Source organism: Kribbella sp. NPDC048837 (genome assembly GCF_055586945.1).
This window is the reverse complement of record NZ_JBVJHF010000014.1, coordinates 69388-93091: the sequence shown is the minus strand read 5'-3', so window position 1 is coordinate 93091 and position 23704 is coordinate 69388. Positions and strand designations below refer to the sequence as shown.

General features: G+C 64.4%; 21 protein-coding genes. 12 read left to right on the top strand and 9 right to left on the bottom strand.

Annotated features, from left to right (window positions below; genetic code table 11):
* Positions 1-4: 4 nt before the first annotated feature.
* Together ACZ6O0_RS41920 and ACZ6O0_RS41915 are read right to left on the bottom strand one after the other, a co-directional pair.
* Complete coding sequence (locus tag ACZ6O0_RS41920; protein WP_465770674.1) at positions 5-685, bottom strand: GntR family transcriptional regulator; 681 nt, start codon at positions 683-685, stop codon at positions 5-7.
* 340 nt (positions 686-1025) lie between these two features.
* Positions 1026-1352, bottom strand: coding sequence for a hypothetical protein (locus tag ACZ6O0_RS41915; protein ID WP_465770673.1), 327 nt, complete (start codon positions 1350-1352; stop codon positions 1026-1028).
* Positions 1353-1596: 244 nt separating this feature from the next.
* Between ACZ6O0_RS41915 and ACZ6O0_RS41910 the strand changes: the two genes are divergently transcribed.
* The gene (locus ACZ6O0_RS41910; protein WP_465770672.1) at positions 1597-2802 is read left to right on the top strand and encodes a pyridoxal phosphate-dependent aminotransferase; all 1206 of its coding nucleotides are present in this window, start codon (positions 1597-1599) and stop codon (positions 2800-2802) included.
* Positions 2799-3383, top strand: coding sequence for a Rid family hydrolase (locus ACZ6O0_RS41905; protein WP_465770671.1), 585 nt, complete (start codon positions 2799-2801; stop codon positions 3381-3383). Before ACZ6O0_RS41910 ends, ACZ6O0_RS41905 begins: the two co-directional genes overlap by 4 nt.
* Here the strand turns inward: ACZ6O0_RS41905 and ACZ6O0_RS41900 are convergent.
* The 5 genes from ACZ6O0_RS41900 to ACZ6O0_RS41880 all read right to left on the bottom strand — a co-directional run bounded on the left by ACZ6O0_RS41900 (position 3380) and on the right by ACZ6O0_RS41880 (position 9564).
* Positions 3380-4183, bottom strand: coding sequence for a hypothetical protein (locus ACZ6O0_RS41900; protein ID WP_465770670.1), 804 nt, complete (start codon positions 4181-4183; stop codon positions 3380-3382). The two genes, ACZ6O0_RS41905 and ACZ6O0_RS41900, sit on opposite strands and share 4 nt — an antisense overlap.
* Before the next feature lie 56 nt (positions 4184-4239).
* Positions 4240-5508: a hypothetical protein gene (locus tag ACZ6O0_RS41895; protein ID WP_465770669.1), complete on the bottom strand. Its 1269-nt coding sequence runs from the start codon at positions 5506-5508 to the stop codon at positions 4240-4242.
* An 842-nt stretch (positions 5509-6350) separates the two neighbouring features.
* On the bottom strand, positions 6351-6815 hold the full coding sequence (locus tag ACZ6O0_RS41890) for a methylglyoxal synthase (protein ID WP_465770668.1): 465 nt from the start codon (positions 6813-6815) through the stop codon (positions 6351-6353).
* Positions 6816-7278: 463 nt separating this feature from the next.
* A complete protein-coding gene (locus ACZ6O0_RS41885) occupies positions 7279-8079 on the bottom strand; it encodes a putative hydro-lyase (RefSeq protein WP_465770667.1) in 801 nt (266 codons plus the stop codon).
* Between the two features lie 144 nt (positions 8080-8223).
* The gene (locus tag ACZ6O0_RS41880) at positions 8224-9564 is read right to left on the bottom strand and encodes an MmgE/PrpD family protein (protein WP_465770666.1); all 1341 of its coding nucleotides are present in this window, start codon (positions 9562-9564) and stop codon (positions 8224-8226) included.
* 656 nt (positions 9565-10220) lie between these two features.
* On the opposite strand from ACZ6O0_RS41880, the gene ACZ6O0_RS41875 reads away from it, so the two are divergent.
* From ACZ6O0_RS41875 to ACZ6O0_RS41860, 4 genes are all read left to right on the top strand, one after another.
* Positions 10221-11681, top strand: coding sequence for an MmgE/PrpD family protein (locus ACZ6O0_RS41875; RefSeq protein ID WP_465770665.1), 1461 nt, complete (start codon positions 10221-10223; stop codon positions 11679-11681).
* Positions 11682-11705: 24 nt separating this feature from the next.
* Complete coding sequence (locus tag ACZ6O0_RS41870) at positions 11706-12128, top strand: RbsD/FucU domain-containing protein (protein ID WP_465770664.1); 423 nt, start codon at positions 11706-11708, stop codon at positions 12126-12128.
* 283 nt (positions 12129-12411) lie between these two features.
* Positions 12412-12819: a nuclear transport factor 2 family protein gene (locus tag ACZ6O0_RS41865; protein WP_465770663.1), complete on the top strand. Its 408-nt coding sequence runs from the start codon at positions 12412-12414 to the stop codon at positions 12817-12819.
* Positions 12820-12845: 26 nt separating this feature from the next.
* Positions 12846-13022 (top strand): hypothetical protein, encoded by a 177-nt coding sequence (locus ACZ6O0_RS41860; protein ID WP_465770662.1) that lies wholly within the window; start codon positions 12846-12848, stop codon positions 13020-13022.
* 381 nt (positions 13023-13403) lie between these two features.
* Here the strand turns inward: ACZ6O0_RS41860 and ACZ6O0_RS41855 are convergent, their stop codons facing one another.
* Both ACZ6O0_RS41855 and ACZ6O0_RS41850 read right to left on the bottom strand, forming a co-directional pair.
* Positions 13404-14453, bottom strand: coding sequence for a Gfo/Idh/MocA family protein (locus tag ACZ6O0_RS41855; RefSeq protein ID WP_465770661.1), 1050 nt, complete (start codon positions 14451-14453; stop codon positions 13404-13406).
* On the bottom strand, positions 14450-15580 hold the full coding sequence (locus tag ACZ6O0_RS41850; RefSeq protein WP_465770660.1) for an NAD(P)/FAD-dependent oxidoreductase: 1131 nt from the start codon (positions 15578-15580) through the stop codon (positions 14450-14452). The genes ACZ6O0_RS41855 and ACZ6O0_RS41850 overlap by 4 nt, the downstream gene beginning before the upstream one ends.
* Positions 15581-15895: 315 nt before the next feature.
* On the opposite strand from ACZ6O0_RS41850, the gene ACZ6O0_RS41845 reads away from it, so the two are divergent.
* The 6 genes from ACZ6O0_RS41845 to ACZ6O0_RS41820 all read left to right on the top strand — a co-directional run bounded on the left by ACZ6O0_RS41845 (position 15896) and on the right by ACZ6O0_RS41820 (position 23449).
* Complete coding sequence (locus ACZ6O0_RS41845; RefSeq protein ID WP_465770659.1) at positions 15896-17185, top strand: ABC transporter substrate-binding protein; 1290 nt, start codon at positions 15896-15898, stop codon at positions 17183-17185.
* Positions 17186-17213: 28 nt separating this feature from the next.
* A complete protein-coding gene (locus ACZ6O0_RS41840) occupies positions 17214-18107 on the top strand; it encodes a carbohydrate ABC transporter permease (RefSeq protein WP_465770658.1) in 894 nt (297 codons plus the stop codon).
* Positions 18108-18209: 102 nt separating this feature from the next.
* On the top strand, positions 18210-19007 hold the full coding sequence (locus tag ACZ6O0_RS41835; RefSeq protein WP_465770657.1) for a carbohydrate ABC transporter permease: 798 nt from the start codon (positions 18210-18212) through the stop codon (positions 19005-19007).
* A 330-nt stretch (positions 19008-19337) separates the two neighbouring features.
* Positions 19338-19532 carry a hypothetical protein gene (locus tag ACZ6O0_RS41830; RefSeq protein ID WP_465770656.1) on the top strand — a complete coding sequence of 65 codons (195 nt, stop codon included), beginning with the start codon at positions 19338-19340 and terminating at the stop codon, positions 19530-19532.
* A 192-nt stretch (positions 19533-19724) separates the two neighbouring features.
* Positions 19725-21788: a hydantoinase/oxoprolinase family protein gene (locus ACZ6O0_RS41825; protein ID WP_465770655.1), complete on the top strand. Its 2064-nt coding sequence runs from the start codon at positions 19725-19727 to the stop codon at positions 21786-21788.
* The gene (locus tag ACZ6O0_RS41820) at positions 21785-23449 is read left to right on the top strand and encodes a hydantoinase B/oxoprolinase family protein (protein ID WP_465770654.1); all 1665 of its coding nucleotides are present in this window, start codon (positions 21785-21787) and stop codon (positions 23447-23449) included. Before ACZ6O0_RS41825 ends, ACZ6O0_RS41820 begins: the two co-directional genes overlap by 4 nt.
* The last annotated feature ends 255 nt before the right edge of the window (positions 23450-23704 follow it).

The window sequence follows — 23704 nt, the reverse complement described above, 5'->3', positions numbered from 1 at the left end:
AGGGTCATGTCGGCGCGGATCCGAGGCCGACCAACAGGCTGTGTCGGGCGGAGTGGACATGTTGCTCGGCGGTCTGCGCCAGCAGGTGCGGGTCGCGCTGACTGATCAGCTGTGTCAGCTCGCGATGCTCGTCGACCACGCGGTCTCGATAGTGCTGGTAGCCATTGTCTACACGGCGCAGCTGAAACAGGTGAACCTGTGAGCGCACGGCGGTCCAGGCGCTGGTGAGTCGGCTATTAGCCGCTGTCTGATAGATCCGGTCATGGAAAGCGATGTCGAGCGCGACGAGCCGAACTGGATCTGCATGATCAGCGATCTCGTTGGACATGGCTTCGACCAATCGGTCGAGGTCCGCCAAATCGCGAGGCGCGGCCGTTTGCTGTGCAGTGATGGCCGCCAGCCGGTCGAGGGTGGCCCGTAGGGCATAGACCTCCTCCACGTCGGTGGCGGTGACCTCGATGACGGTGGTCTGACGATGCCAGCCGGCACGGATGAGGCCTTCGTGGGCGAGGATGCTGAGGCCTTCCCGAACCGAACCGCGGCTGATGCCCAGCATCTCCGCCAGCTCGACTTCCCGCAGCATTGCACCAGGCGGAAAGCGTCCGCCAAGTATGGCAACCCGGACCAGGTCTGCAGCCTCGTCCGACAGTCCTCGTCGGTTGACCCGTGGAAGATCTGCACTCATGTCCGAATGTTGACATTAGGACATGAGACGATGCAAGGTGTGTTCAGTTCAATCGGACACAAGGGAGGGCTTGGATGTCAGATCAGGTGCCTGGTGGCGTACTCGCCACCAGAGCGTCACGAGGGACCGTTCGCTCCACCGCGGTCCCATTCGCCCACCGCGGATACCAGGCTGCGATGCACCACAGCGGCAGCCGCTAAGACGCAGCCTGGTCCTCCGAAGCGATGCTGGACCTCAACGGAGCCTCGTATCTGCGCCCATGAGAACAAGAGTTGACCCAACTACCACTCGGCCCGACACGACCAGCCACCGGACCCGGATCGCGGTGGCGCTCCGCCACCTAGCCTTCCAAAACCTCGGCCTGATCGAACCGGTCCTGCGCCACCACAGCTAGACGATCCGCTACCTCGGCGTCGACCTCGACATCATCAACGGTGAGTCCGACCCGATCGGCACGGCCGACCTGGTAGTGGTGCTCGGCGGCCCGATCGGCGCCAACGACGGCGATCGAAATCCCAACCGATTCACAATCCCTGCCGGCGCAAGCCGACTCGCCTCGACTCCGGTCTGTGACAACCAGGCCTTCAGTTATGGGCCGAACCTCTTGCCCTTGCAGTTCCACCTCGAAACCCCGGCGACCGATCTTGAGCGCTGGCTCATCGGTCACCCCGAAGCGCTCACCGCGGCGGGCATCGCCCGTCCGACATCCGCCACGCTGCTACTGCAGCGTGCCCCCGCCCTCACTCTCGCTGGGTGCGAGGTACTCGACGCTTGGGTGTCCAGACTAGGTCACGTTATCGCAGTAGCGGCAGCGCTGCCGCTCAGTTCCGGCAGTTCAGCCCAGTGGTCGTCCATTCGACCTATGCCGAATTCGCCTGTCCACACACGTTGATGAATGTGCAGGTCACCAGATGGTCAATCGTGGTACTGCTGGCTCGGGCTCTTTTGCGACGCTCGATGTATCTCATGCTCCCGGTCAGATCACAGCACAGCGCAAGGGCGGCGGAATCGTGGTCGATTTCTCCCATGGCGACGTCGCGGCCTTCCCACCAGCGCCCGGCGCGCTCGAGAAACTGATCGCCGCCGTCGAACAAGGCGACACGCACGCCTACTCGCCGTACCGCGGCCACGCCGCACTGCGCGAGCGCCTCGCGCCCCGCATCGCCGAGCTCACAGGGGCGCCAGTCGATCCCGATCGCGACCTCATCGTGACGCCGGGCTCCCAGGCTGGGCTCTTCCTCGCTCTCGCCGCGCTGGTCGAGCGCGGCGACGCGGTGGCCGTGGTCGAACCCGACTACTTCGCCAACCGTAAGATCGTGCAGTTCCTCGGCGGCAAGGTCCTACCTGTTCCTCTGCACTACGCTGACCCCACTCAGCAAGCTCGACTTGATCTAGACCGCGCGCAGGACGCCTTCCGCCAGGGCGCGAAGGTCATGGTGGTGTCCAACCCGAACAATCCCACCGGCGTCGTTTACTCCTCTCACGAGATCGCTGCTGTCGCGCGGCTGGCCGGGCACGCCGGCGCCACCGTGGTCGTGGACCAGCTGTACTGCCGCCTCCTCTATCCGGGGACCCACTTCACCCATCTCCGCGCGGCCGACGTCGGCGGCGACCAGTGCCTGACCCTGCTCGGGCCATCCAAGACCGAGTCCCTCAGCGGGTACCGGACCGGCGTCGCGGTCGGGCCACCCGCGGTCATCGACCGGATGGAACAACTTCTAGGCATCGTGTCGCTCCGCGCCGCTGGCTACAACCAGTCCGTCCTGGACACGTGGCTCACCGAACCCGAAGGCTGGCTGGCCGAGCGAAGATCGCAGCACCAGACGATCCGTGACGCACTCGTCGCCATCTTCACCACCTCGGACGGCATGGCCGATGGGTTCACGGTCCGACCGACTGAAGGAGGAAGCTACCTGTTCCCACGGCTTCCCACGATGCGCTTGAACCCCGCGCAGTTCATCACGAAGCTGCGCGACGACGAAGGCATCATCGTCACGCCCGGCACCGAGTTCGCGCCCCACAGTGGACACAGCATTCGGCTGAACTTCTCTCAAGACCGAGACCGGTCGATCGACGCAGTTGACCGCATCGTCGCAGCAGCGCGGAGCTGCCAATGAAACTTCAACGCGCGCCCGACTCGCCTCGGGATCGGAGGCGCGTGACGCCTCTGTCCGCCATCTCGACTTCGCAGGCACCTGCGCCAGCGGGCACCTACAGTCAGGCGATCCGCGTCCGACGTGTGCTCTACATCTCCGGGCAAACACCACGCACCCCCGACGACACACGCTCCGGGGACGCGACGCTGCGCGTCCAAGCTCAACTTGCGCTGGCCAACCTCACCCGGATCGCCGAAGCGGGTGGCGCACGCCTCGCCAACGCCGCATCGGACGCTCCCCGGGAACAGTTCCCGCCGGGTCTGGCGTTCATGCTCGCGCGCCAGCGCTTCGCCTGCGCCAACTCGATGCTCGGAGCCAGCTCGGCGGCTCGGCCGTCGGCACGCTCGGAGCCCGTTCACCTGAGGCCGGCGCTGGTTGGGACCGGCGATGATCCCTCGCGCCGCCGACTGATCCTCCGCACCCTCATCGAGGAGCCTCGGCAGTTACCGCAGGCAGAAGGCGTCAGGGTTGGGCGCCAGGGGCGCGGACGCTCCTGTTCACAGCTGGCCGGCGCCGGGCTGATTGCTGTGAGACGCGCTTAGGAGACTTTCTCGACGAAGGCAGTCGCGGCTTTCTTGGCTAGATAGCGCATAGTTTGCGCCCCGGCGTTGGCTCCTGACCACCCGACTTTCATCCGAATCACCTTCGTTCCGTCGGGCAGAACTTCAGGAGGACTGGCCTCCTTTTCGATGTCCGCCAAGTCGCTGCTCATTGGCACCAGGGTCGCAAGATCCTGGAACGCGTTGACCATCCTGGCAAGGGCGTCTTCTAGGAGTCTGAAGTCGACATGGGAATCGGCGCCCGCCCACGCATCGAGGCTGCGGTCGAGGGATGCGTGGCTGGCCCACTTGTTCCGCAGATGGCGCACGTATTTCAGAGACAAGACCGTATCGGCATCGGTGGTCGACCGGATGTGACTGATGAGGTCGAGCGCAGCCTCGGCCTCGTCGTCCGGGGTCAGAGCGATTCTGCGTCTCAGGTCGTCGTCAAGGGCGTCGAGCGCATGAGGGATCGACATGGTTCGCCCGCGCCCCGTGAGATCGATCGTGGTAGCGATCCCGATGACCGCACTGCGAAGCAAGCTCTTTCTCACCAACTCAGTTCCCTGTCGCAGATGGCCCTGCTGTGAGAGGGCCAGGACGCCCAGCTCGGGGCACGCCTGCTTAGCGAAGTAGAAGGTATAGACGGCCTCGCCCAGCAGGTTGAGCAGCGACTGTTCAACTCGGTGGGCCGCGCCCAATGCATCGACCCCTGCCTTGAGGGAAACGTTGGGCATCGGGTCTCCGGCGATGGTTGGCAGGTCTGCGGGACCGAACTCCGAGGCGAAATCACTCAGCTTCATGGGCAACAGACTAGAGAGGTCCACCACTGCCTAGCTCGAGCAATGAGAATGCCGCCCTACGGGATCGCTGCTCGGTGGTGAACGAAGCTCGGAGTCGACACATCCGGAGGTAGTTGTCCGATCGGCCGGGAAGTGGATTGGCTGAGCGTCTCGCGGATGTCGTCGTAGCTGCCGTGCGCGAGTAGCTCGGCGGCGCAGGTCTCGCAAGGCCCGCTGTTTTGGCAGTACTCGGTGGTCGCCCGGTTGCGGACGTGGACACGGGCCTGGGTCGGAAAGTCCGCTCTGACGACGTACCACTCCCCCGCCTGGTCGGCGACCGCGGCCTTGAGGGCAATCTCTGATCGCTGGGGCGCGGAGAAGCGGCCGTCGTGGATCCGGATCGCGAAGACGCGGTCCAGGTGGTCCTGCTCGTCGACGGCCGGCGCCGCGACCTGCATCCAGGCCACTGCATCATCGACGGTCCCAGGCCCCCACAGCCAGTCCGCCGCGTACGCGGTCTGCTCGTGCCGCGAGTCGAAGTCGAACAGGTCCGGGTCGTCGGCCACGGCTCTGACGATGATGTAGTTCCAGTCCTGGTGTACTCCGGGTTCGTCACGGAGCCGGTGAGCATCGACGCGCTGGATCCCACCGGTCTCGGACCATCCGATGGCGATGATGTGCCGCGTCCGTGGCCCCGGGTAGTACTTCCCGTTGGGGGTCGGATGTCCCCAGAGCTGGTTGATGATCTCGGCCGCCGCACGTAGTTCGTTGGCCGCGGCGACGGGACTGGTCAGGTGCGGGCTGCCGTGGGCGATCATGTTGCGCAGGTCGCCATGGGTGCGTTCCTGGTGACGGTTCTGTTGCCCCCGGAAGTACCCCACGCTCCGCGCCCAACTGGTGAGGTCTCGCAGCATTCCCCTGAACGGCAGGATCGAGCCGTTGCCGCCGGCCAGCAGGCGGGGGTTGCGGCGGCAGGCGTCGAACACTGTCTCGTAGCTGTCGGCCCTGATGTGGATCGTCTGGCCTTGCCTGTCGACCAGGGGTACGACGTTGTTGTAGTGCTCGAGCAGCCGGTCTCGTAGCGCTTGTTCGATGAGAAGGAGCGAGTGGTCGTGCACCAACGTGTAGGTCTCGTAACACAAGACACCGTGTCCGTAGACCGTGCGCAGCCGTTCGAACGCCCGGCGCGTCGGCGCGGCGACATCGCTGGACAGCTCAATGGCGCTGACCACTTGCTGCTGGAACTCAGCGGCATCCGCGGCATCCATGTGTCCTAGGCCCGCCGGGGTGAAGGCGAGCGAGCGAGCGTCTGCCCGCTGGAGTTCCTCGAGCGTCTTGATCTGCATCGTCACATGATCGACCTTGCCCACCCGGACCGCACCACCGCGCGCGATCCCGCGGCCATCACCAATCCATCAGGACGCACCACGCGGAGCAGTACCCACTCCACCACAGTCGACCCGCGGACCGGCAGCCCCATCCCTTAGGCCGGATCGGCCGCAGAGCCAACACCGTGTTCACTGAGTCTCGTCTGGACGTCGCCATGCAGATGGTCGACGTACTCACGCAGAACTGTCGGGTCCGCACAGCACACTTGGCGAGCGAGCGAGTCCCGTCGGTCTTGGTGGGGTATCGGCCTTCGTCGCCGCCCTTCTCACGCTGATTGAGATCGTTCATGAACGCGAGGACCAGCTGTTGATCGGCGCCGCCAGCGAGCAGGTCGTCTCCGGCGAGCGTCAGCTGCCCCACGAGGTCAGTGAGGTTACGGGGTGCGCGGAAACCGGCCGAGCAACGCTTTGAGTGCGAGCTCTGCCAGCTGGCGCAAGAAAGGCCGGCTGTGGAGCATGGTTATCGATCGCCACAACGGTGCCAGCGTGCAACTCGTTAAGGGTCTCGTCGACTGCGTCGGTGCAGTGAGTACCCGACAGACACAACGCGTTGGGTCCGTTGTTGCCCCGGTCACCCATCGAACCGAACGGACTGATGTACTCCATGGCCACAGCTTGCCGGGCAGCCGTTGGTAGACCCAGCAAATATCGGAATCGTCGAGATCAGGCAGATCTCAGAGAACGTCGAGCGGCAGAGCTCAGATTCTCGTGGACTCGCGGCCTGTTCGGAGGCTCGTGAGTGCATGCATCCGCTGTCTGCCAGCCACCTCGACCACACTCGAGACGTCAGTCTGTAACGCTCAGCCATAGACCGCGTCAGGTGATCCTGTCACAGTTGGCTGGCCGTAGCCATCGGGACGGACTCCACGGTAGCCGTTGACCAGCAGCGGTGACGATATGACGAAGTCCGCACTGGCGACGTTGGATGCGATCGTGATGTTCCACAACGTCGCCAGGCGTAGCAGTGCCTTGACATCGGTGTCGTGCGGCTGGGCCTCCAGCGGATCCCAGAAGAAGATCAGCACATCGATCTGCCCCTGGGCAATTCGAGCCCCGATCTGCTGATCCCCGCCGACTGGCCCACTGAGAAACCGAGTAACCGGCAGGCCGAGCTCAAACTCCAGCATCGTACCGGTCGTGCCGGTAGCGTACAGATGATGTCGGCTCAACGTCCCGCGATTGAATTCTGCCCAGCGCAGCAACTCTGCTTTCTTGTTGTCATGAGCAACCAGCGCGACATGTCTCCGAGCGGCGTACTCGCCCATCACACTCCCCTTTCCCTTTAATACAAAGGATGTCAGGCCGCTGTGGCAGGCGCATTACGTCTCATGTCAAGGCGATGAACTGCGAAGCTACCCGCTGCCACGTGTTGGACCGGAGGGCGCAGAGAGCCCCCATCGTGTCGCTGAATAGCAGAGATATCGACCCAGCGACTGTCTTCAGTTTGTCGCGCCCGCCTCCGGCACGCGGCGCTCTCGTCCAGACGCAGCGTGGCGGTCAGGCCGTTGCTCAACCCGAGCAACGCAATGCATCGCGACTGTCCCGGCTGGCGAGACGAGGTCACCTCGTGGATGTCGACAGACTGCTGGAGGACCAGTGGCGGACAACTGCCGAACTGCTTCGCCCGGATTAGACGACTTCCAGGAGCGCCTGGTGGTCACCGCGCTGCCAGATGCCGAGCCTTTCCCCGGTCGGTGTTGAGGTCGGTCTGCCTGAACTCGGGTCCGATTACGTCAACTCGTTCCCTGTGACATAGTCCCGATCGGGGATGTCGGTGACGAACATGTAGCCGGGCGCGTGCGTGATCGCGAACGGGACCTTCGAGGCAATGACAGCCGCCTGAGGTGTGACTCCACAGGCCCAGAAGACCGGGACATCACCCTCGTGCAACTCCAGCGGGTCGCCGAAGTCCGGAGCGTCGAGCGCTCCCGAGATCAGGCTCGCTGGCTCGCCGACGTGGACGGGCGCGCCGTGGACCGCAGGCATCCTCCCGGAGATAGCCACGGCCGCCGCAACCATGGGCGCGGGAATCGGACGCATCGAGACAACCAGCGGACCTGAGAGCCGGCCCGCAGTGCGGCACTGTCGCTGCGTCCGGTACATCGGCACGTTGACACCCTGCTCGACATGCCGCAGCGGGATACCTGCCTCGACGAGGCCGGACTCGAAGGTGAAGGAGCACCCGATATGGAAGGAGACCAGATCGTCCCGCCAGTATGTCGTCGTGTCACTGGGCTCGGCCACGATTTCGCCGTCCTGCCAGACGCGGTACAGCGGCAGATCGGTGCGGATGTCGGCATCCGGGGCAAGGACGGTGGTGGTCGAGCCGGCTTCGCTGACATCGAGCAGCGGGCACGGCTTCGGGTTCCGCTGAGCGAAGAGCAGCACGTCGTACGCCCACTCTGTGGGTACAGCCACTAGGTTCGTCTGCGTGTAGCCGTGAGCCCACCCGCTGGTCGGCGTGACTTCGCCGTTGCGGAACCGTCGGCGGGCCGCCGCGGGGCCGAGGGTGGCCACCTCGTTGCTCATCACAGCAGGTCCTTTCCGCAGATCTTGGAGAGGCCGAACAACCAATCAAGGCGAGGCCGTGGCCGAACGGGCCGAACAATGCGCCTGAGACGCGCAAACGCCAAGTAGCGGAACAAGCCGCTGCGGGGACGCGCGACTGGTGGCTCAGAAACCCAGTAGGGCCGCCGGACCGCTCGCCTTGACTTCTTCTCGGCCGGAGGTCAGCGCCGTAAGAAGCGCTGCAGCACGGTCCTTCCCCAGTGCCGGCTCAGCGTATGAGAGGAATTTCTCGTGGACTTCCTGTAGAGATAGGTACGGGTCCCGATATGAACTCGCTTGCAGAATCTGCCCGTGACTCGAGTGCACTTCAACGCTAGCCGTCCGGACAGAAGGAAGAGCCGCATCCGCCGAAGGGTCTGCGTGGACCCTAATCTTCGACACCAGGCCGGCAACCGCAGGATCTAGTGGCCTTTGTAGGCGATCAAGTGAGATGGCACCGTCAAGAAGGGCCACGGCGACGAGATATTGGAGGCTCAGTTGCCGGGATGTCATGGTAGCGAAGCTGGTGGCGTTGTCGCACCCTGGATAAGTAACGGCGGCGGTCGTTGCCTTGACATGGATTGCTTCGACACTAGAGGCATCGGTGCGCCGGGAAAGCAGCTGTGCCGCGTCAATTGCCTCCTGCGTCAAACCGGACGATGGATAGCGCTTGAACACGATCTCTTCGACAGCCAGCCGGTCCGTCGATACCTTGGGCATGCATAGCTCACTACTCGAATTGCCAAAGAGGGAACGCAAACCGTAACGTCCGTCAATCGCCGTCCCCGCGCCGCGAGCGCCCGCCTCGGCGACCAAGGCGGCCAGAAGTCCCGCCCTGGCAGCACCCGCGTTTTGAAAATAGATGTCAGAAGTACCCGACCCCGCCCACTCGCAGGTGCCACCCGCCGCATTCGCCGCAAGCCCGAGAGCGTCGACATGCTGGCTTTCGCTCAGGCGCAACAGTGAACCTGCTGCCGCAGCGGCTCCGAGGGGACCGAATAGAGTACTACCTCGCCAACCCCCACCTAGGACACCGCCCGCAATCGTCGCCAGGGCCACTTGGGCAATCACTTCATAGCCCAGAACTGTCGCCCGGATAACGTCCGCCATTGAGCTGCCTAGATGTGCGCCCAAGCCAAGTGCGACAGGAACAACGACCGTGCCCGGATGTGCGTAACTCAAGTGGTGAGTGTCTTCATGGAGGATGGAGTGGCAGGCAACAGAATTGGCCCAAATGGCGTCGCCGAGCGAGGCGGTGTCGTTGACAGTTCCCCATAGGCGACTGTCGCCGTGCGACATGCGCGCTACCCTTTGGGCCTGTTTGACCCATGGCGTTGTCCTGCCACCGATCGCACAGCCCACCGCGTCGACCAAGCAGGCTCCCGCAGCAACGATCACTCGATCTGGGAGTGGGGACCGCTCAATTTCGACCAACTCCGCGGCCAGCGCTTCCAAATATGTCGTCACGTGTGATCCGTCCTAGCAATCTCGACACGAGTTGTTCATCTGAAATCAAGTTAATTGCCCAGCTCAAATGGCAATCGCTACCCGGGCGGCGACGCCTCTGGCCGACGACCGACGGCGCTTGCAGGTTCGCGAACATACGGCAATTCACTGGAGCCGCTTTGTCAGCTGCGACATCGAGCATGTCTCACGTTGGGAACGGTGTCAAGGCATGTCCGATCAGACGCACGCATACCCGTAGGGGCGTGAATCGAGCCGCCGTCTTCCGGCGGAGGCCACCGCCCGGAAGGATGTTCAGGACTGTTCTTGACTCTCCGAGCTCGCGGTTTTCACCTGGCCACGCCGGTCGACGACTTGGAGGCGGCACGGCCGTCTACGTCGACACGCTCGGGTTGGAGCAGGACCGGAGCTCGGAGACGTGACGCCCGCGCCGATCTGTTCGGCGTAGGCCTGAGTAGCGGGATAGTCCTGGACCTACAGGCAGCTGGGTCGAGCTTGTGCCGGCCGCGCGCCCTGGGACAAGAGAGTGGGCGGCGGGCTCGATTCACGCCTCTGCGTGCGCAGGTGCGTCTGATCAGAGGCGTCTTGACACCGTTCCCAACTAGAACGCAGACTGCTGACACCGTTCCCACTCTCATTCCTATTGAAGGAGCCTTGTCATGAGCGCCACGGTTGACGTCGCCCCGAACACCGGTGCCGCCTCTACCCGTAGTCAGACACTCGGCCCTACGCGGCAGCTTGCGCAATTCGTGGTCGACCTCACCTATGACGACCTCCCCGCGGCCGTAGTCGCCAAAGCGAAGGACCTGCTCATCGACTACTACGGCTGTCTGGTCACGACTATTGACGAGGACATGGCCAAGATCCTGTTCTCGGTGGCGGCCGACGAAGGTGTGTCGGTCCGGCCAGAGAAGTCCGCAACGATCGCCGGCTTGCCGGGTCGGTATACGACCGAGTGGGCGGCCTTCGTCAACGGCGCGAACACACACCTGTCCGAGCTCGATGACACCCACCGCCTGACCGCCACGCATCCGGCACTCGGGATCTTCGCGACCGCGCTCGCCATGGCTGAGCGCACTCACCCGACCGGTGAGCAGTTCGTGACGGCCATTGTCGTCGGCTACGAGGTCGCGCTCCGCGTCGCGATGTCCGTGACGCCGAACCACTACGTCACGGGCTGGAACCCCTCAGGGACGGCGACGATGTTCGGCTGCGCCGCCCTCGCCGCGAAGCTGCTCGGCCTGGACGAGGAGCACACCGCTTGGGCTCTAGGTCTCGCGGGTGTCCAGGTGGCGGGAAACCGCGCCCACCTCACCGAGCGTGTGATGACCAAGGACTTCAACAACGGCCACGCGGCCCGGTGCGGGGTTTCGTCCGGACTTCTCGCCCAGGCGGGATTCACCGCCTCGACCGACGAGCTCGAGAACGCGATGGGGTTCTGGGCGCTGTACGGTGCCGGATCCGTCTTCCCGCAGGAGGCGACACGCGAGTTCGGGGCGCTGTGGCGCACGCTCGAGATGGGGCACAAGCCCTATCCGTCGTGCCGATTCAGCCACTCGTCGCTCGACGCGATCGTGGGCCTAGTCTCGGATGGTCTGGTCGATCCCGCGAATATCTCGAGCATTACGACCTCGATCGCGCAGACCGGCCGATACATCGTGGACGACCCGGAGCCGTGGACGGAGGGCAAGGGAACCATGGGCCCGCGGTTCTCGATCCAGTTCAACACCGCGATAGCCGCGCTGTACGGTCGCGACGGCCTCGATGCCATCTACGACCCGGCTGTCGCGCAGACGTACCTGAGCCGGCCGGAAGTTCGTGACCTGATCGGTCGCATCAGGGTCGTGGGCGACCCGGAGATCGACAAGGACACGGACTTGTTCTGGAAGTGCGATCTTGACGTCGAGCTCGCGGACGGTACCCATCAGGCCCGGACTGTGACCTACCCACTTGGTGAGCCCGAGAACGGCCTGGGCACCGAAGGCCTGATCGCGCGCTTCATCAAGATGACAACTAAGGCGGGCTACTGGAACGAGGCCCAGGCGCGCGAGGTCCTCGACGAGCTGCTGCAGACCGAGCTGCTCGACGACGCCGCCGTGCTGCCGGCGCACTACGCCTGAGCTGCGACGGCACGAGACGCGATCATGCTGCGCAACATCGACACCCTGCTCACGGGCGACATCTTGAAAACCCTCGACGATCTCGGTCACAACGACCGAGTGCTCGTGGCGGATGCGAATTTCCCGTGGCGGAAGTACGGCGTGCCCACCCACCGGATCGGGACATCGACGGTCGCGGCAATGCGCGCGATCCTACACGTGTTCCCACTTGAGACCATCGATGGTGACGCGGTCATCGTGCGCACCGAGCACGATGGCGACGACCTCAATGACCTGCAGCTCGAGGTGCGCGAGCTCGCCTGCGCCGAGCACGGTGTTGACATCGGCTTCGCGACGCCACCTCGGCAGGGCTTTCGAGACATGCTTGCGAACACGATGGCGATCCTTCTGCTAACCGACATCGAGCCCTCGTGCTACCTCCTCCGGAAGGGAGTCATCTCGCCCTGATCGAACGATTGTGCGGGAGATGGTGGCTCCGGATTGCCTCCGAAGCTTCCCGCCGCCGCTGTGATCCGCGCTGACATTGCGCGAAGGGACACCTCTAACCTCTCGACGACGCGAGTCACAAGGTCCAAGGGCACGAGGTCGTCCTGTGCCCGGGTGCCTTTGCTCCGCGAGTCAGGGCCCCTTCCGTGTTGAGCACGTTTCGATCTAGCGGAGCTGCGACCACCCCGACCTGGCAGCTGCGCACAGGCCGGGAGACTGTTCCTGAATCCTGACAGGAGTTCCAATGTCGGACATCGTTGACAACGCTAGCTACGGCACCGTGGTCCGAGGGGCCTTTATCCCTTGGGAACAGGGCGACAGCCGTCCGTTCTTTGAGATCGTCGCGGACGACGTAACGTGGCGAATCATCGGCACCACCTCGGTGTCGGGCACCTACCACTCCAAGCAGGCGTTCGCTGAGGCAACCGCGCCACTAGGCGCCCGTTTCATTGAGCCGCTCATGGCCAAGATCAAGTCGATTCATGAGGCGGGCGACACCGTGTTCCTTCAGTGGGAGGGCACGAGCCAGAGCGTGAACAGCCGGCCCTATCACCAGACATATTGCTGGGTCATCCGCATGGCAGGCGGCAAGGCCGTAGATGTGGTCGTCTATCTCGACACAGCTCTGGTCGACGACATGTTCGCCGACTAGAGCACTCCCGGTGCTCGGCTCCTCAGTTGCGTCGATCCGCTTACGTCGCCGGCAGCATCTCTATTCACCCGATAGCGCGGGCGAGCAACGAGCCGTCGACGTCACCGTCCGACGCGATTCCTACGATCGTCCGCCCCGCGAACGTCGTCCGGCCGGCCGATGCTGCAGCCAGCGCGGTGGTGAACACGGTGACGATCGCGTGAGCACCTGCTCGTCGGTGACCTTGTGGGTTAGCACCGAATGCCTTGAGAGGGCTGCCAGCGGATGGACGCCAGCGGACGGTCCGGTGATCGCGTCCATGACCGTTGCGGGACACGAGTTAGCCGTTTGAGCTGCTCCCACTGCCAGCGCGTGCCTCGGGACCGGACGCCGTCATGCGGGGAATGGCGTAATGAGCGCCATTCCCCGCTCCGCCTGGATATTCCGGGCGATCTCCTCTCGGTCCTCGGCCGCTCGGTCAGTAGAGGGCAACCTCGGCGCCCTTCCGGCAGTTGCCGACTTCGACCGCTGGCGAGCTGCTCGGCATCACGATCACGCCGGCATGCCGATCGTCCGCGCCGCGGCCGCGCTCTGCCCGATGTCGGTCATCGGATCGGTCCGTCGCTCATCTCGTTGACCGCATGGGCACGCTCGATGAGCTCCAGGACTCGGATCGAGTCTTCGGGATCCACCGGTAGCGGGCCGCCTGAGGTGAGGGCGCGAGCGAGCTGACGGTAGAAGTCGAGGTACCTGCCGCGGGAGTGGAGGATTCGCCGTTTGTCCGGTCTGCCGACGATCGGCTCGCCTGCTGCGCGTTCACCGAAACCGGCATCCGACGGCGACATTCCTGCTGCGAGCTGGGCCTCCTGTGGATCAAGTCCGCGAACCTCGAACGAGCCAGCCGACCCGAGCACGCGCAGACGGGGTGCGAACGATGCCGCGACCGAGCTCATCCAGAGCTGGCTGTGAACGCCGCTGACGTGGCGCAGCACAACCGTCGCGTCATCATCCGCGGCACGCCATTCGGCACGGCGGGCGAGGTGTGCGTACTCGACCTCAGCGTCGCCGAACAGCAGTAGGGCCTGGTCGATTAGGTGTGCTCCGAGGTCGAACAGCAGCCCTCCGCCCTCGTCGCGGGGCGTGCAAGATTTCCAGCTCTCCGCGCGTTCGGGCTTCCACCATTCGAAGTGCGACTCGAAACGGTGCACGTCTCCTAGCGCGCCGGTCGCGAGCTCCTCACGCAGCGCGATGAAGTCGCCATCCCACCGACGGTTCTGGAACACCGTAATCCGCACGCCACGGTCCGCGGCCTGCTGCTGCATTGCCCGAGCCTCGCGCGCCGAAATCGCGACCGGTTTGTCGACGACCAGCGACAGCCCCGCGTCGATCACCGCGCTCGCGTGGGCCGCGTGTAGGTGGCCGGGAGATGCGACCACGACAAGATCCAGTTCGGCGCGGTTCGCGAGCAGCTCATCGATGTCAGACACGACGATCGCGCCCGGCGTGGTGCGCAGCGCCTCGTCACGGCGCACCCCGTCGCGGGTGAGGATCGCGCGAATCGCGAAGTCATCCGGAAGCGCCCGCAGCAGAGGGGCGTGGAATACGCGGCCGGCCACGCCGAATCCGATGAGCCCGACGCGGATCGGACTGCTCATGCGTTCCCGCCGTTCGCGGCGAAACGGCCGACCGAGAAGGTCGAGAGCAGCTCACGGCACATGCCGGTGTCTATCAACTCAGCAAGGAGTTCCCCAATGATCAGGCCGAGGGTCGCGCCGCTGTGCGTGAAGGCTAAATACAGGTTCTCGATGCCCGGAACCGGTCCGATCACCGGCTCGCCGTCGCCCGGGATTGGCTTAGGCCCGATGAGTACCCGGTCCAGTTCCAGAGCGGGCGAGCCGCTCAAGATCGTCGACGTCTCGGTCAGCAGTTCCCGCACGACCTGCGGGTCGACCCGGTAACCGTCGCCGTCTCGCTCCACGTACTCCTCGACCCACGAGGAGTCGATCGCCAGGCGATGATCTGGGGTTCGCCGCATCGACGCACGTGGCGAGTTGACGACGGCACGGAGCGGGTGCGTGAGCGGGCGGGTCACCGCGAGGACGGCGATCGGGGTGCGCTCAGCGATCGGAACTCCGAGGTTGGCCAGCTCCCGGACGGTCCACGGGCCGACGGCGAGGATCGTACGGTCGGCACGCAAGATGCGCCCATCCGCCAGGCGCGCACCGACGACCGTCGCCTCGTCGCGTTCTGGTACGGCGCGTCCCGTCTCCTGGATCACGCTGCCGCCGAAGTCAATGAAGCGGCCGAGCAAGTGACTGATGAGCGACGGCAGGTCCACCCACCCCTCACCCGCGTTGTACGTGGCGCCATCCTCGGGAAGCGAGCGCGGGTCGATCCCCGCCACGAACTGATCAACCGTGGAGCGGGTGACCCAGCGCGACTGATACCCAGTGCGACGCTGATAGTCGTACAGTTCGCGGACCTCGTTGGTCCCCTCTGCCCCACCCCATCCGATCGCACCGTCGAATCGCAACCACGACGGGTGGTTCAGGTGCGCCGCGACGGTCTGCAGCCTCTCGACACCAAGCACACGGAGCTTGTGGTACTGCGGGCTCCGGCGCGCGGCCGCGTTGAGCCACGCAATCGATCGACCCGACGCACCGGAGGCCAAGCGAGCCTCAGTCACGAGCGTCGTGCTGATCCCACGGGTCTGTAGCGACGTCGCAATGGATGTGCCGACGATGCCAGCGCCGATGACGAGCGCTGTCTGTGGTCGAGTCACGAGTACTCCTTCGATAAGGGTCGACCAAGTTGACACCGTTCCCAATATGCGAGTCAAGTTACGGCCACGCCTCCTGCCGGCCGGCTCTGCTGGTCGGCGCGATGCCCTCGACAGCTAGCGGGCCGGCCGAGAGATTTTCTTGCGCACCCTGCCGTAGTTAGGCATTGACACCGTTCCCAAGCTGTCGCAGAGTGAGGCCTGACACCGTTCCCGAAGGTGGTCTGGAGCCATACCGACCAACGTCGACCACGACGACTCGCTCGCGCGTCCTCGCACCTGAACCAAGGAGCAGCAGTGAAACGAACTACCAGCAAGATGGTCGTCGCGCTGGCGACGGCTGCTGTCCTCGTCCTGAGCGGCTGCGGCGGCTCCTCCAAGTCCTCGGAGACGAGCGTCGTCCCGGTCGACTCGGACCAGCCGGTCACGCTGACCTTCATGCACCGGTGGCCCGAAGACGCCTTCGCGCCCTACTTCGAGTCGGTCGCCGCGGACTACGAGAAGGCGCACCCGAACGTCAAGATCGATATCCAGGCGGTCGGTAACGCTCAATACCGGGACAAGCTGACGCTTCTCACCGGTCAGAACCAGCTGCCCGACTTGTTCTGGGCCACGCCCGGTTCTCTTTTCACCGCGCAGTACGTCAAGGCGGGCCTGCTCGAGAATCTCAAGGAGCCGCTCAGCAAGGACGGCTGGGGCGCGAGCCTTAATCCGAAGGCCCTGGGCGACTACACCGACGACAACGGGGTGTGGGGCGTCCCGCTGCAGTCCAACTACAAGACACTTGCGATCAATCCTGCGCTGTTCGAGAAGGCCGGAGCGAAGGTTCCCACCACTCTTGAGGGCTTGTTCGACAGCTGTTCGAAGCTGAAGGCAGCGGGCGTGACGCCGATCGCTTTCGGCAACGCCGATGGAGTGTTCGCATTGCACTACATGGCGAGCCTGAACGCCTACTACGTGCCCAAGAACGTGCGGGATGCCGACTACCGGTCCACCTCCAAGCCTGGAGCGTGGAACGACCCCGGCTACGCGAAGGCACTTGACGCCTTCAAGAAGATGCGGACGGAGTGTTTCGCCGACGGTCAGTGGACGTCAGCCTTCGATGCGGCTCGGGCCGACTTCGTCAACGGGAAGGCGGCGATGTATGAGCTCGGTGTGGTTGAGGTCAAACTGATCAATGACAAGCTCGACAAGAAGGCCTTTCCGAAGAGCTGGACAGTCATCAACATTCCCGTGCCGTCCGACGGCACCGGCGACCTCAAGAGCATCGCCGGCAACGGCAACGGGGTCGTGGTCAAGAAGGGACCGCACTCCGCGATCGCGACGGACTTCGTGCGATTCATGACAAACCAGCAGAACGCTGCGCGAGTGCCCAGCCAGATGGGCTGGATCAGTTCGGTGACGGACGTGAACACGCCTTCAGTCACCAGCCGCCAGACCCAAGACATCCTCGCCGTCGCAGGTCGTGCCGACTCGGTGGCCCTGGTGCTGGACATCGGAGTACCCGCCAAGGTGTCCGCTGCATACAAGTCTGCGATGCAGGGCTTCCTTGGAGGTCAACTGTCGACCGACGACGTCCTGAAGGTCCTCCGAACGACTCAGCCATAGGACCCCGAGAAGACCGAGAGCCAAAGACATGCCACGCGCGAAACGCCTCCTGCTGACAGGGTCCTACCTGTGGATCCTGCCAGCTCTGGCACTCCTCACACTGTTCGTCTTCTACCCGATGATCGCCAACGTCATCAACACCTTCTACGACTGGAACGTATTTCAGCCGCAGAAGCAGTTCGTCGGTCTCCAGAACTATGCCCAAGCCGCCAACGACCCAGTGTTCTGGCGAGCGCTTCGCAACAACGCGCTCTACGCCGCCGGCTCGCTCATCTGCCAGGTCGGGTTCGGTCTGGTGCTCGCATCCCTCATCGAGCATTTCGTCCGCGGGAGGATGCGCGCCTTCCTCCGATCCGCGTACTTCCTGCCGGCCACCGTCGCCACAACGGTCGCGGCCCTCCTGTTCAGGTTCATCTACAGCCCGCAGGTAGGCCTGTTCCAAGACCTGGCCCGATGGACAGGCATTGGTTGGCTCGGCCATGACTGGGTCGGCGACCCGGATACGGCAATCTTCACGGTGATCAGCCTGAGCCAGTGGCAGTACGTCGGCTACGTGACAGCGCTGTTCATCGTGGCCATCCAGCGTATTCCGCCGGAACTCTACGAAGCAGCCTCTCTTGAAGGCGCCGGGTTGGTGCGACAGTTCTTTACGGTCACGGTCCCGCTCGTGCGTGAAATGACCGCTCTGATGACGATCTTCGTCTTCACCAATGCGTTCCTACTCTTCACCCAGGTCAAGGTGATGACGGACGGCGGGCCCAACAATGGCAGCCAGGTTCTGGGAACCTGGTTGTATCAGTCGGCGTTCAACAATGATGAGATGGGTTACGCCTCTGTGATAGCGACGGTCATCCTGTTTCTGAGCATCGTGGTAGCCGTTGTGCAGCTCATGCTGGCAAGGCGGAAGAGGGTGGAATTCTAGATGGTCACCACATCAACAGAATTGCTCACCCAGCCCCGCGAAGACTCACACAGGTCGCGCGCTTCCCACGCAGTCGGCCGAATCTTCTCAGCCCCCGCCAGAGTGCTGGTTTCGATCCTCATGGGTCTCATGGTCGTCGGTGCGATTCTGCCCCTGATCTGGATGTTCATCTCAGGGCTCAAAGGCTACGGGGAGTTCTTTGGCGACCCATGGGGGCTGCCTGCCAAGCCTGAGTGGGGCAACTATGTCGACGCTTGGAACTCCGGCGTCGCGTCCTACATCGGCAACAGTCTGTTCGTCACGCTGCTCTCCCTCGCGATCGTCCTCGCCGTCGGAAGCGCTGGGTCCTACGCGCTGACCATGCTGGACTTTCCTGGCGCGAACGTGATCACACTGATGGTCATCGGCGGAATGATGCTGGCGCCGCCGGTTGCCTTGGTGCCGCTGTACTCGCTGTTCAAGACAGCCGGCTGGCTGGACAACCTGGTAGCGCTGTCCGTCCTGTACGCCGCCTACCGCCTGCCCATCACGCTGTTCATCATCCGGGCCTACATGCTGACCCTGCCGAAGGAAGTCAGTGAGGCCAGCCGTATCGACGGCGCGAACTCATTCCAAACGTTCTGGCACATCGTGCTGCCGATAACACGGCCAGCGATCGTGTCCGCCGGCATCATGCACCTTCTCTTCGCCTGGAACGAGTTCCCGTTCGCGCTGGTATTCCTTCAGAGCCCTGAACGGCAGACGCTGCCGATCGGCCTGCTGAATCTGAACAGCGACATCACGACCAACTGGCCCGTCCTGTTCGCGGCCATGACCATCGCGGCACTGCCCATCATCGTTATCTTCCTTTCGGCTCAGGGGAAGTTCATCGGCGCCTCGGCGCAAGGTCACGGGAAATGAATACCACTCCAGATATTTTCCGCACTTGCACTGTCACTCGTCGTTGGCGGCATGATGCTGGCTCTGCCAGTCGCCACGATCCTACTCTTCCAACTGTTCCAGAGCCGCAGACGTATAAGAGCCTCGCCGGGATTCTGTGACCGCACCTTTCTCATCACTTTGCTCATGGACCTCGGCGGCTCGGGGCGCCGTTCTTAACAACCACATGGTCAACGATTGGAGCATCGGTATGACTGCCCACCTGGCCGTCCAGCTCGGCCTGATCAGTTTTGCGGCCCTCACCTACGCCGCGATGTTCAGGAGCATCGCCGCCGAGGTCCGGAGCTTCTGATGGCTACGCCAGCGAGGCCAACGCCGCGATGCCGCGTCCGGGTCTGGTTCGGCGATCACCCCATCGCCGACTACCGCGCCGAGCCAGCTCTGGCCGAGCGCTACGCGGCGGCGATGGGGCGTCGATTTCCCAGCCTCCACATCACCAACGAACCGATCGCCGAGCCTGCGGAACCAGAACAGATTCATCGCTGACCAGCTCGTCGATGTGGCCGGTGCGCAAGGACTCACGCGGGCGCACCCCCTGACCACTCATGCGCCCGCGTGACCAGCGAGTGCCGACCGTCCGGTGGCGTTGCCGGACGGCCGGCACTCCCATCACAGTGCCCGCAGCGCAGCCGACCGACTACACACACGCTCCGACCAACCGAAGAAGGCGAACAACACATGAGTCTCCGCATCGGCGTAGACACCGGAGGCACGTTCACCGACGTCTGCGCATTCGACGACGAGAGCAGTCAGTTACACGTCCGGAAGGTGTCCAGTACACCGGACGACCCGAGCCGCGCGATCGTCCAGGGTGTGAACGAGATCCTCGACCAGATCGGATCCCGGGAGATTGGGGAGGTCACGTACTTCGCTCACGGGACGACCGTCGGCACAAATGCGCTCCTGACGGCACGCGGGGTGCGGACGGGGGTCATCACGACTCTAGGGTTCCGGGATCTGCTCGAACTCGGGCGCGGACGCCGACCCGACATGTACGACCCACAGGCCGACAAGGCGCCGCCGCTAGCCACCCGGCAATTGCGCATGGAGGTCGATGAGCGCGTACGGCACGACGGCCGTGTGGAGCGTCAACTTGACGAAGACCACGTGCGCCACGCGGTGAGCGAGCTGCGTGCCGGCGGGGTTGAGGCCATCGCTGTCTGTCTGCTCTACAGCTACCTCCACCCCGATCATGAGCGTCGGATCCGCGAGATCGTGCAGAAGGAGTACCCAGACGTCTACGTGACCATTTCCAGCGACGTACTGCCGGAATTCCGTGAATACGAGCGCTTGTCCACCGTCGTCACGAACGCGTACATCGGGCCCGTGGTGTTCCGATATCTGGCCCGGCTGCGAGAGACGCTTGCTGCGAAGGGGCTCACCGCGGTCCCGCACGTCACGCAGAGCAATGGGGGCATCATCCCGTTCTCGACGGCCGAGTCGATGCCTGTGCGCCTCGTGCTCTCCGGGCCGAGCACGGGCGTCGTCGGCGCGGCGCAGATCTGCGACGCGGCCGGCTTCCCCGACATCATCACGTTCGACATGGGCGGCACATCGTCCGACATCTCGCTGATCCAGGACGGCAAGCCGAAGGTGACGGCCGGGATGGAACTCGACGGCCGCCCGATCCGATCACCGATGCTCGACATCCACACTGTCGGCGCGGGGGGTGGCTCGCTCGGCTGGATCGACAGCGGAGGGCACCTCAGAGTCGGGCCGCAGAGCGCCGGTGCAATGCCTGGTCCGGCGTGCTACGGCCACGGCACAGAGGCCGCGGTGACCGACGCCAACGTCGTCCTCAGGATGCTGAACCCCGACTACCTGCTCAACGGTCAGATGAAGATCGATCGCGCACTCTCCGTGCGGGCGATCGAGCGTCTGGCCGAGCCGCTCGGTCTCAGCGTCGAGGAGACTGCCCTGGGAATGCTGCGCGTCGTGACTGCGAACATGGCGCGTGCCATCCGCGTTGTCTCCGTGCAGCGAGGCTACGACCCACGTGACTATGCACTCGTGCCGTTCGGCGGCGCAGGCCCGCTCCACGCCTCACGGCTTGCCCGCGAACTCGGGATGACGACCGTCGTCGTCCCCGAGACGCCCGGTGCCCAGTCGGCGATGGGCCTGCTCATGACCGATATCAAGACCGACTTCATGCGGACGCAGCGCACCATCGTGAGTGCCGACAATTCCGCGGCGCTCGCCGCGACGTTCGGGGGCCTCGCCGCCCAGGCTGCCGAGTGGTTTGACGAGGAGGGCGTGCCGCTCGACGGGCGCGGCATCGTCCGCCGCATCGACATGAGGTACCGGGGGCAGAACTTCGAGCTCGCCGTCGAGCTGCGAAGCAGCCTCGATCTCGTCATGGACGGCGTCGACGAGCTCGCCGAGTCGTTCCACCAAGCGCATGAGCGCGTGTACGGCTACCGATCGCCGGAGGCCGAGATCGAGGCGATCACGTTCCGTGCCGAGGCGCACGGCCAGGCCCCGCGAGTCGAGCTGCGAACCTCACCGCTGCGCGGCGCCGATTCCAATGCGGCTCGTATCGGCACCCGCGAGAGCTGCTTCGACGCTGGACGCAGCTTCGAGACTGTGCCGGTATACGACCGTTCCCTCCTCGTGCCCGGGAACTACATCGCGGGACCGGCCATCGTGGAACAGATGGACACCACAACCGTGCTGCTGCCCGGCGACGTGCTTACCGTCGACGAGTACCGAAACCTCGTCATCCGGATCGGAGCCTCAGAATGACCGACAACGTCCGCGCCAACCGAGAGGGCCTGCTCGACCCGGTGCTGGTCGAGGTCGTTGGTTCAGCCTTCGCGACGATCGTCGAGGAGATGAGCGAGACGCTCGTAAAGGCGGCGTTCTCACCCAACATCAAGGAACGGCGCGACTGCACCGCGAGTCTCTTCGACGCCCGCGGTCAGGCGATCGCGCAGGACGAGGGCGGGTCGCCGCTTCACCTCGGGTCGCTCATGGGAATCGTTGATGCCCTCCGTTCGCGATTCGCCGACGATCAGATCCAGCCCGGCGATGTCTTCATCGGCAACGACCCGTACAGCGGCGGAGGTTCCCACCTCCCCGACATCGTCCTGGCGTCGCCGATCTTCGTTGACGGACAGCTGCACGCGTGGGCAGCCACCTTGGCACATCACGCGGACTTCGGGGACCGGGGTCACGCGCACATCTACCAGGAAGCCATCCGCATTCCCCCGGTTCACCTCGTCCGGGCGGGGGTGCCACAGGACGAGTTGCTGCAGGTCATCCTGCTCAACTGTCAGATCCCGGCCGAGCGAACGGCCGACCTGCGCGCCCAGGAGGCGGCGCTGCGAGTGGCCGAGGCGCGGTATCTGGAACTCGTCGATCGTCACGGCTCGGACACCCTGATCGCCGTTTCCGCGGAGTTGCTGGACTACACCGAACGACGCACCCGTGCCGAGATCAGCGGTATCCCCGACGGCGAGTACCGCTTCGAGGACCTCTTCGACTGTCCCGAGCTCGACGATGAGCTGACGCTCCGCGTGCGCATCGTCGTCGACGGCGACGAGCTTCTGTTCGACTTCTCCGGAAACCCGCCTCAAGTCCGGGCAAGCGTCAACGTCGTCTGGACCGGCCTCTACGCGGCCGTGTACTACACCGTGAAGACCCTGATCGATCCCGACATCGCACCCAATGCCGGCCTCTACCGGCCGGTGCGGATCGAAGCGGAGACCGGCAGCATCATCAACTGCCAGGAACCCGCTGCCGTCAATGGCCGGAGCGAGACATGCCAACGGATCGTCGATCTCATCCAGGGGGCACTCGCCGACGCGGTCCCCGAACGAGTCACCGCCGCATCCAACGGCGCAAACACCGGCGTCCACTTCTCGGGTTATGACGCCGAACGGGATCGCAACTTCGTCTACCTCGAGACCATCGGTGGCGGGAGTGGCGCTCGGTTCAACAAAGACGGCCTCGACGGCGTGCAGGTGCACATGACGAACACATCGAACCTGCCGGTGGAAAGCCTGGAATCCGAGTATCCGCTCGTCGTTGAGGCCTACGAACTGCTCGACGACTCCGGCGGCATCGGCAGGTTCCGTGGAGGTCAGGGCATCCGGCGCAAGATCCGCGTCGAGACCGATGACGTCCACTTCTGGCTCGACACCAGCCGGCAGCTGTCTCAGCCGTGGGGGCTCTTCCGCGGCGGCCCAGGGCGATCCGCCCAGTGCGTTCTCAGCGCGGACGCGACGCCCGTTCAGCACGGATACACCGTCATGCACACTGGACAGAGCGCATCGATCGAGACTGCCGGGGCCGGCGGCTACGGCGACCCGGCACAGCGGCCGCCGCACGAGGTGACACGTGACGTCGATGAAGGGCGGATCAGCAAAGCGACGGCGGAGAGCTATCAGACGCCCGCCGAATGAACCTGCGATGGGTCATCCGCATCGGTGGCGAGCGCTGCCGATGCGTCCGCGATGAGCCGCAGGGCAGGGCCGTTCCTGCCTCTTTACCAACCAGGAGTCCGCCGCACTAGGTGTCCTCTAAAACGAGTGCCGACCGTCCTGGCGTTGCCGGACGGCCGGCATTCTTCCTTTGGCGAGTCCTGTAGAGCTCGGAGCCGCTGAGTTCGGAGCCGGCATCCTTCCACCGAAGGATGGTGAGGCACTGGTCGGCTGGCA

Coding starts and splice junctions, on each gene's coding strand:
- ACZ6O0_RS41920 (WP_465770674.1), bottom strand. CDS start 685: ATGAGTGCAGATCTTCCACGGGTCAACCGACGAGGACTGTCGGACGAG.
- ACZ6O0_RS41910 (WP_465770672.1), top strand. CDS start 1,597: ATGGTCAATCGTGGTACTGCTGGCTCGGGCTCTTTTGCGACGCTCGAT.
- ACZ6O0_RS41905 (WP_465770671.1), top strand. CDS start 2,799: ATGAAACTTCAACGCGCGCCCGACTCGCCTCGGGATCGGAGGCGCGTG.
- ACZ6O0_RS41900 (WP_465770670.1), bottom strand. CDS start 4,183: ATGAAGCTGAGTGATTTCGCCTCGGAGTTCGGTCCCGCAGACCTGCCA.
- ACZ6O0_RS41895 (WP_465770669.1), bottom strand. CDS start 5,508: ATGCAGATCAAGACGCTCGAGGAACTCCAGCGGGCAGACGCTCGCTCG.
- ACZ6O0_RS41890 (WP_465770668.1), bottom strand. CDS start 6,815: ATGGGCGAGTACGCCGCTCGGAGACATGTCGCGCTGGTTGCTCATGAC.
- ACZ6O0_RS41885 (WP_465770667.1), bottom strand. CDS start 8,079: ATGAGCAACGAGGTGGCCACCCTCGGCCCCGCGGCGGCCCGCCGACGG.
- ACZ6O0_RS41875 (WP_465770665.1), top strand. CDS start 10,221: ATGAGCGCCACGGTTGACGTCGCCCCGAACACCGGTGCCGCCTCTACC.
- ACZ6O0_RS41870 (WP_465770664.1), top strand. CDS start 11,706: ATGCTGCGCAACATCGACACCCTGCTCACGGGCGACATCTTGAAAACC.
- ACZ6O0_RS41865 (WP_465770663.1), top strand. CDS start 12,412: ATGTCGGACATCGTTGACAACGCTAGCTACGGCACCGTGGTCCGAGGG.
- ACZ6O0_RS41855 (WP_465770661.1), bottom strand. CDS start 14,453: ATGAGCAGTCCGATCCGCGTCGGGCTCATCGGATTCGGCGTGGCCGGC.
- ACZ6O0_RS41845 (WP_465770659.1), top strand. CDS start 15,896: ATGGTCGTCGCGCTGGCGACGGCTGCTGTCCTCGTCCTGAGCGGCTGC.
- ACZ6O0_RS41840 (WP_465770658.1), top strand. CDS start 17,214: ATGCCACGCGCGAAACGCCTCCTGCTGACAGGGTCCTACCTGTGGATC.
- ACZ6O0_RS41830 (WP_465770656.1), top strand. CDS start 19,338: ATGGCTACGCCAGCGAGGCCAACGCCGCGATGCCGCGTCCGGGTCTGG.
- ACZ6O0_RS41825 (WP_465770655.1), top strand. CDS start 19,725: ATGAGTCTCCGCATCGGCGTAGACACCGGAGGCACGTTCACCGACGTC.
- ACZ6O0_RS41820 (WP_465770654.1), top strand. CDS start 21,785: ATGACCGACAACGTCCGCGCCAACCGAGAGGGCCTGCTCGACCCGGTG.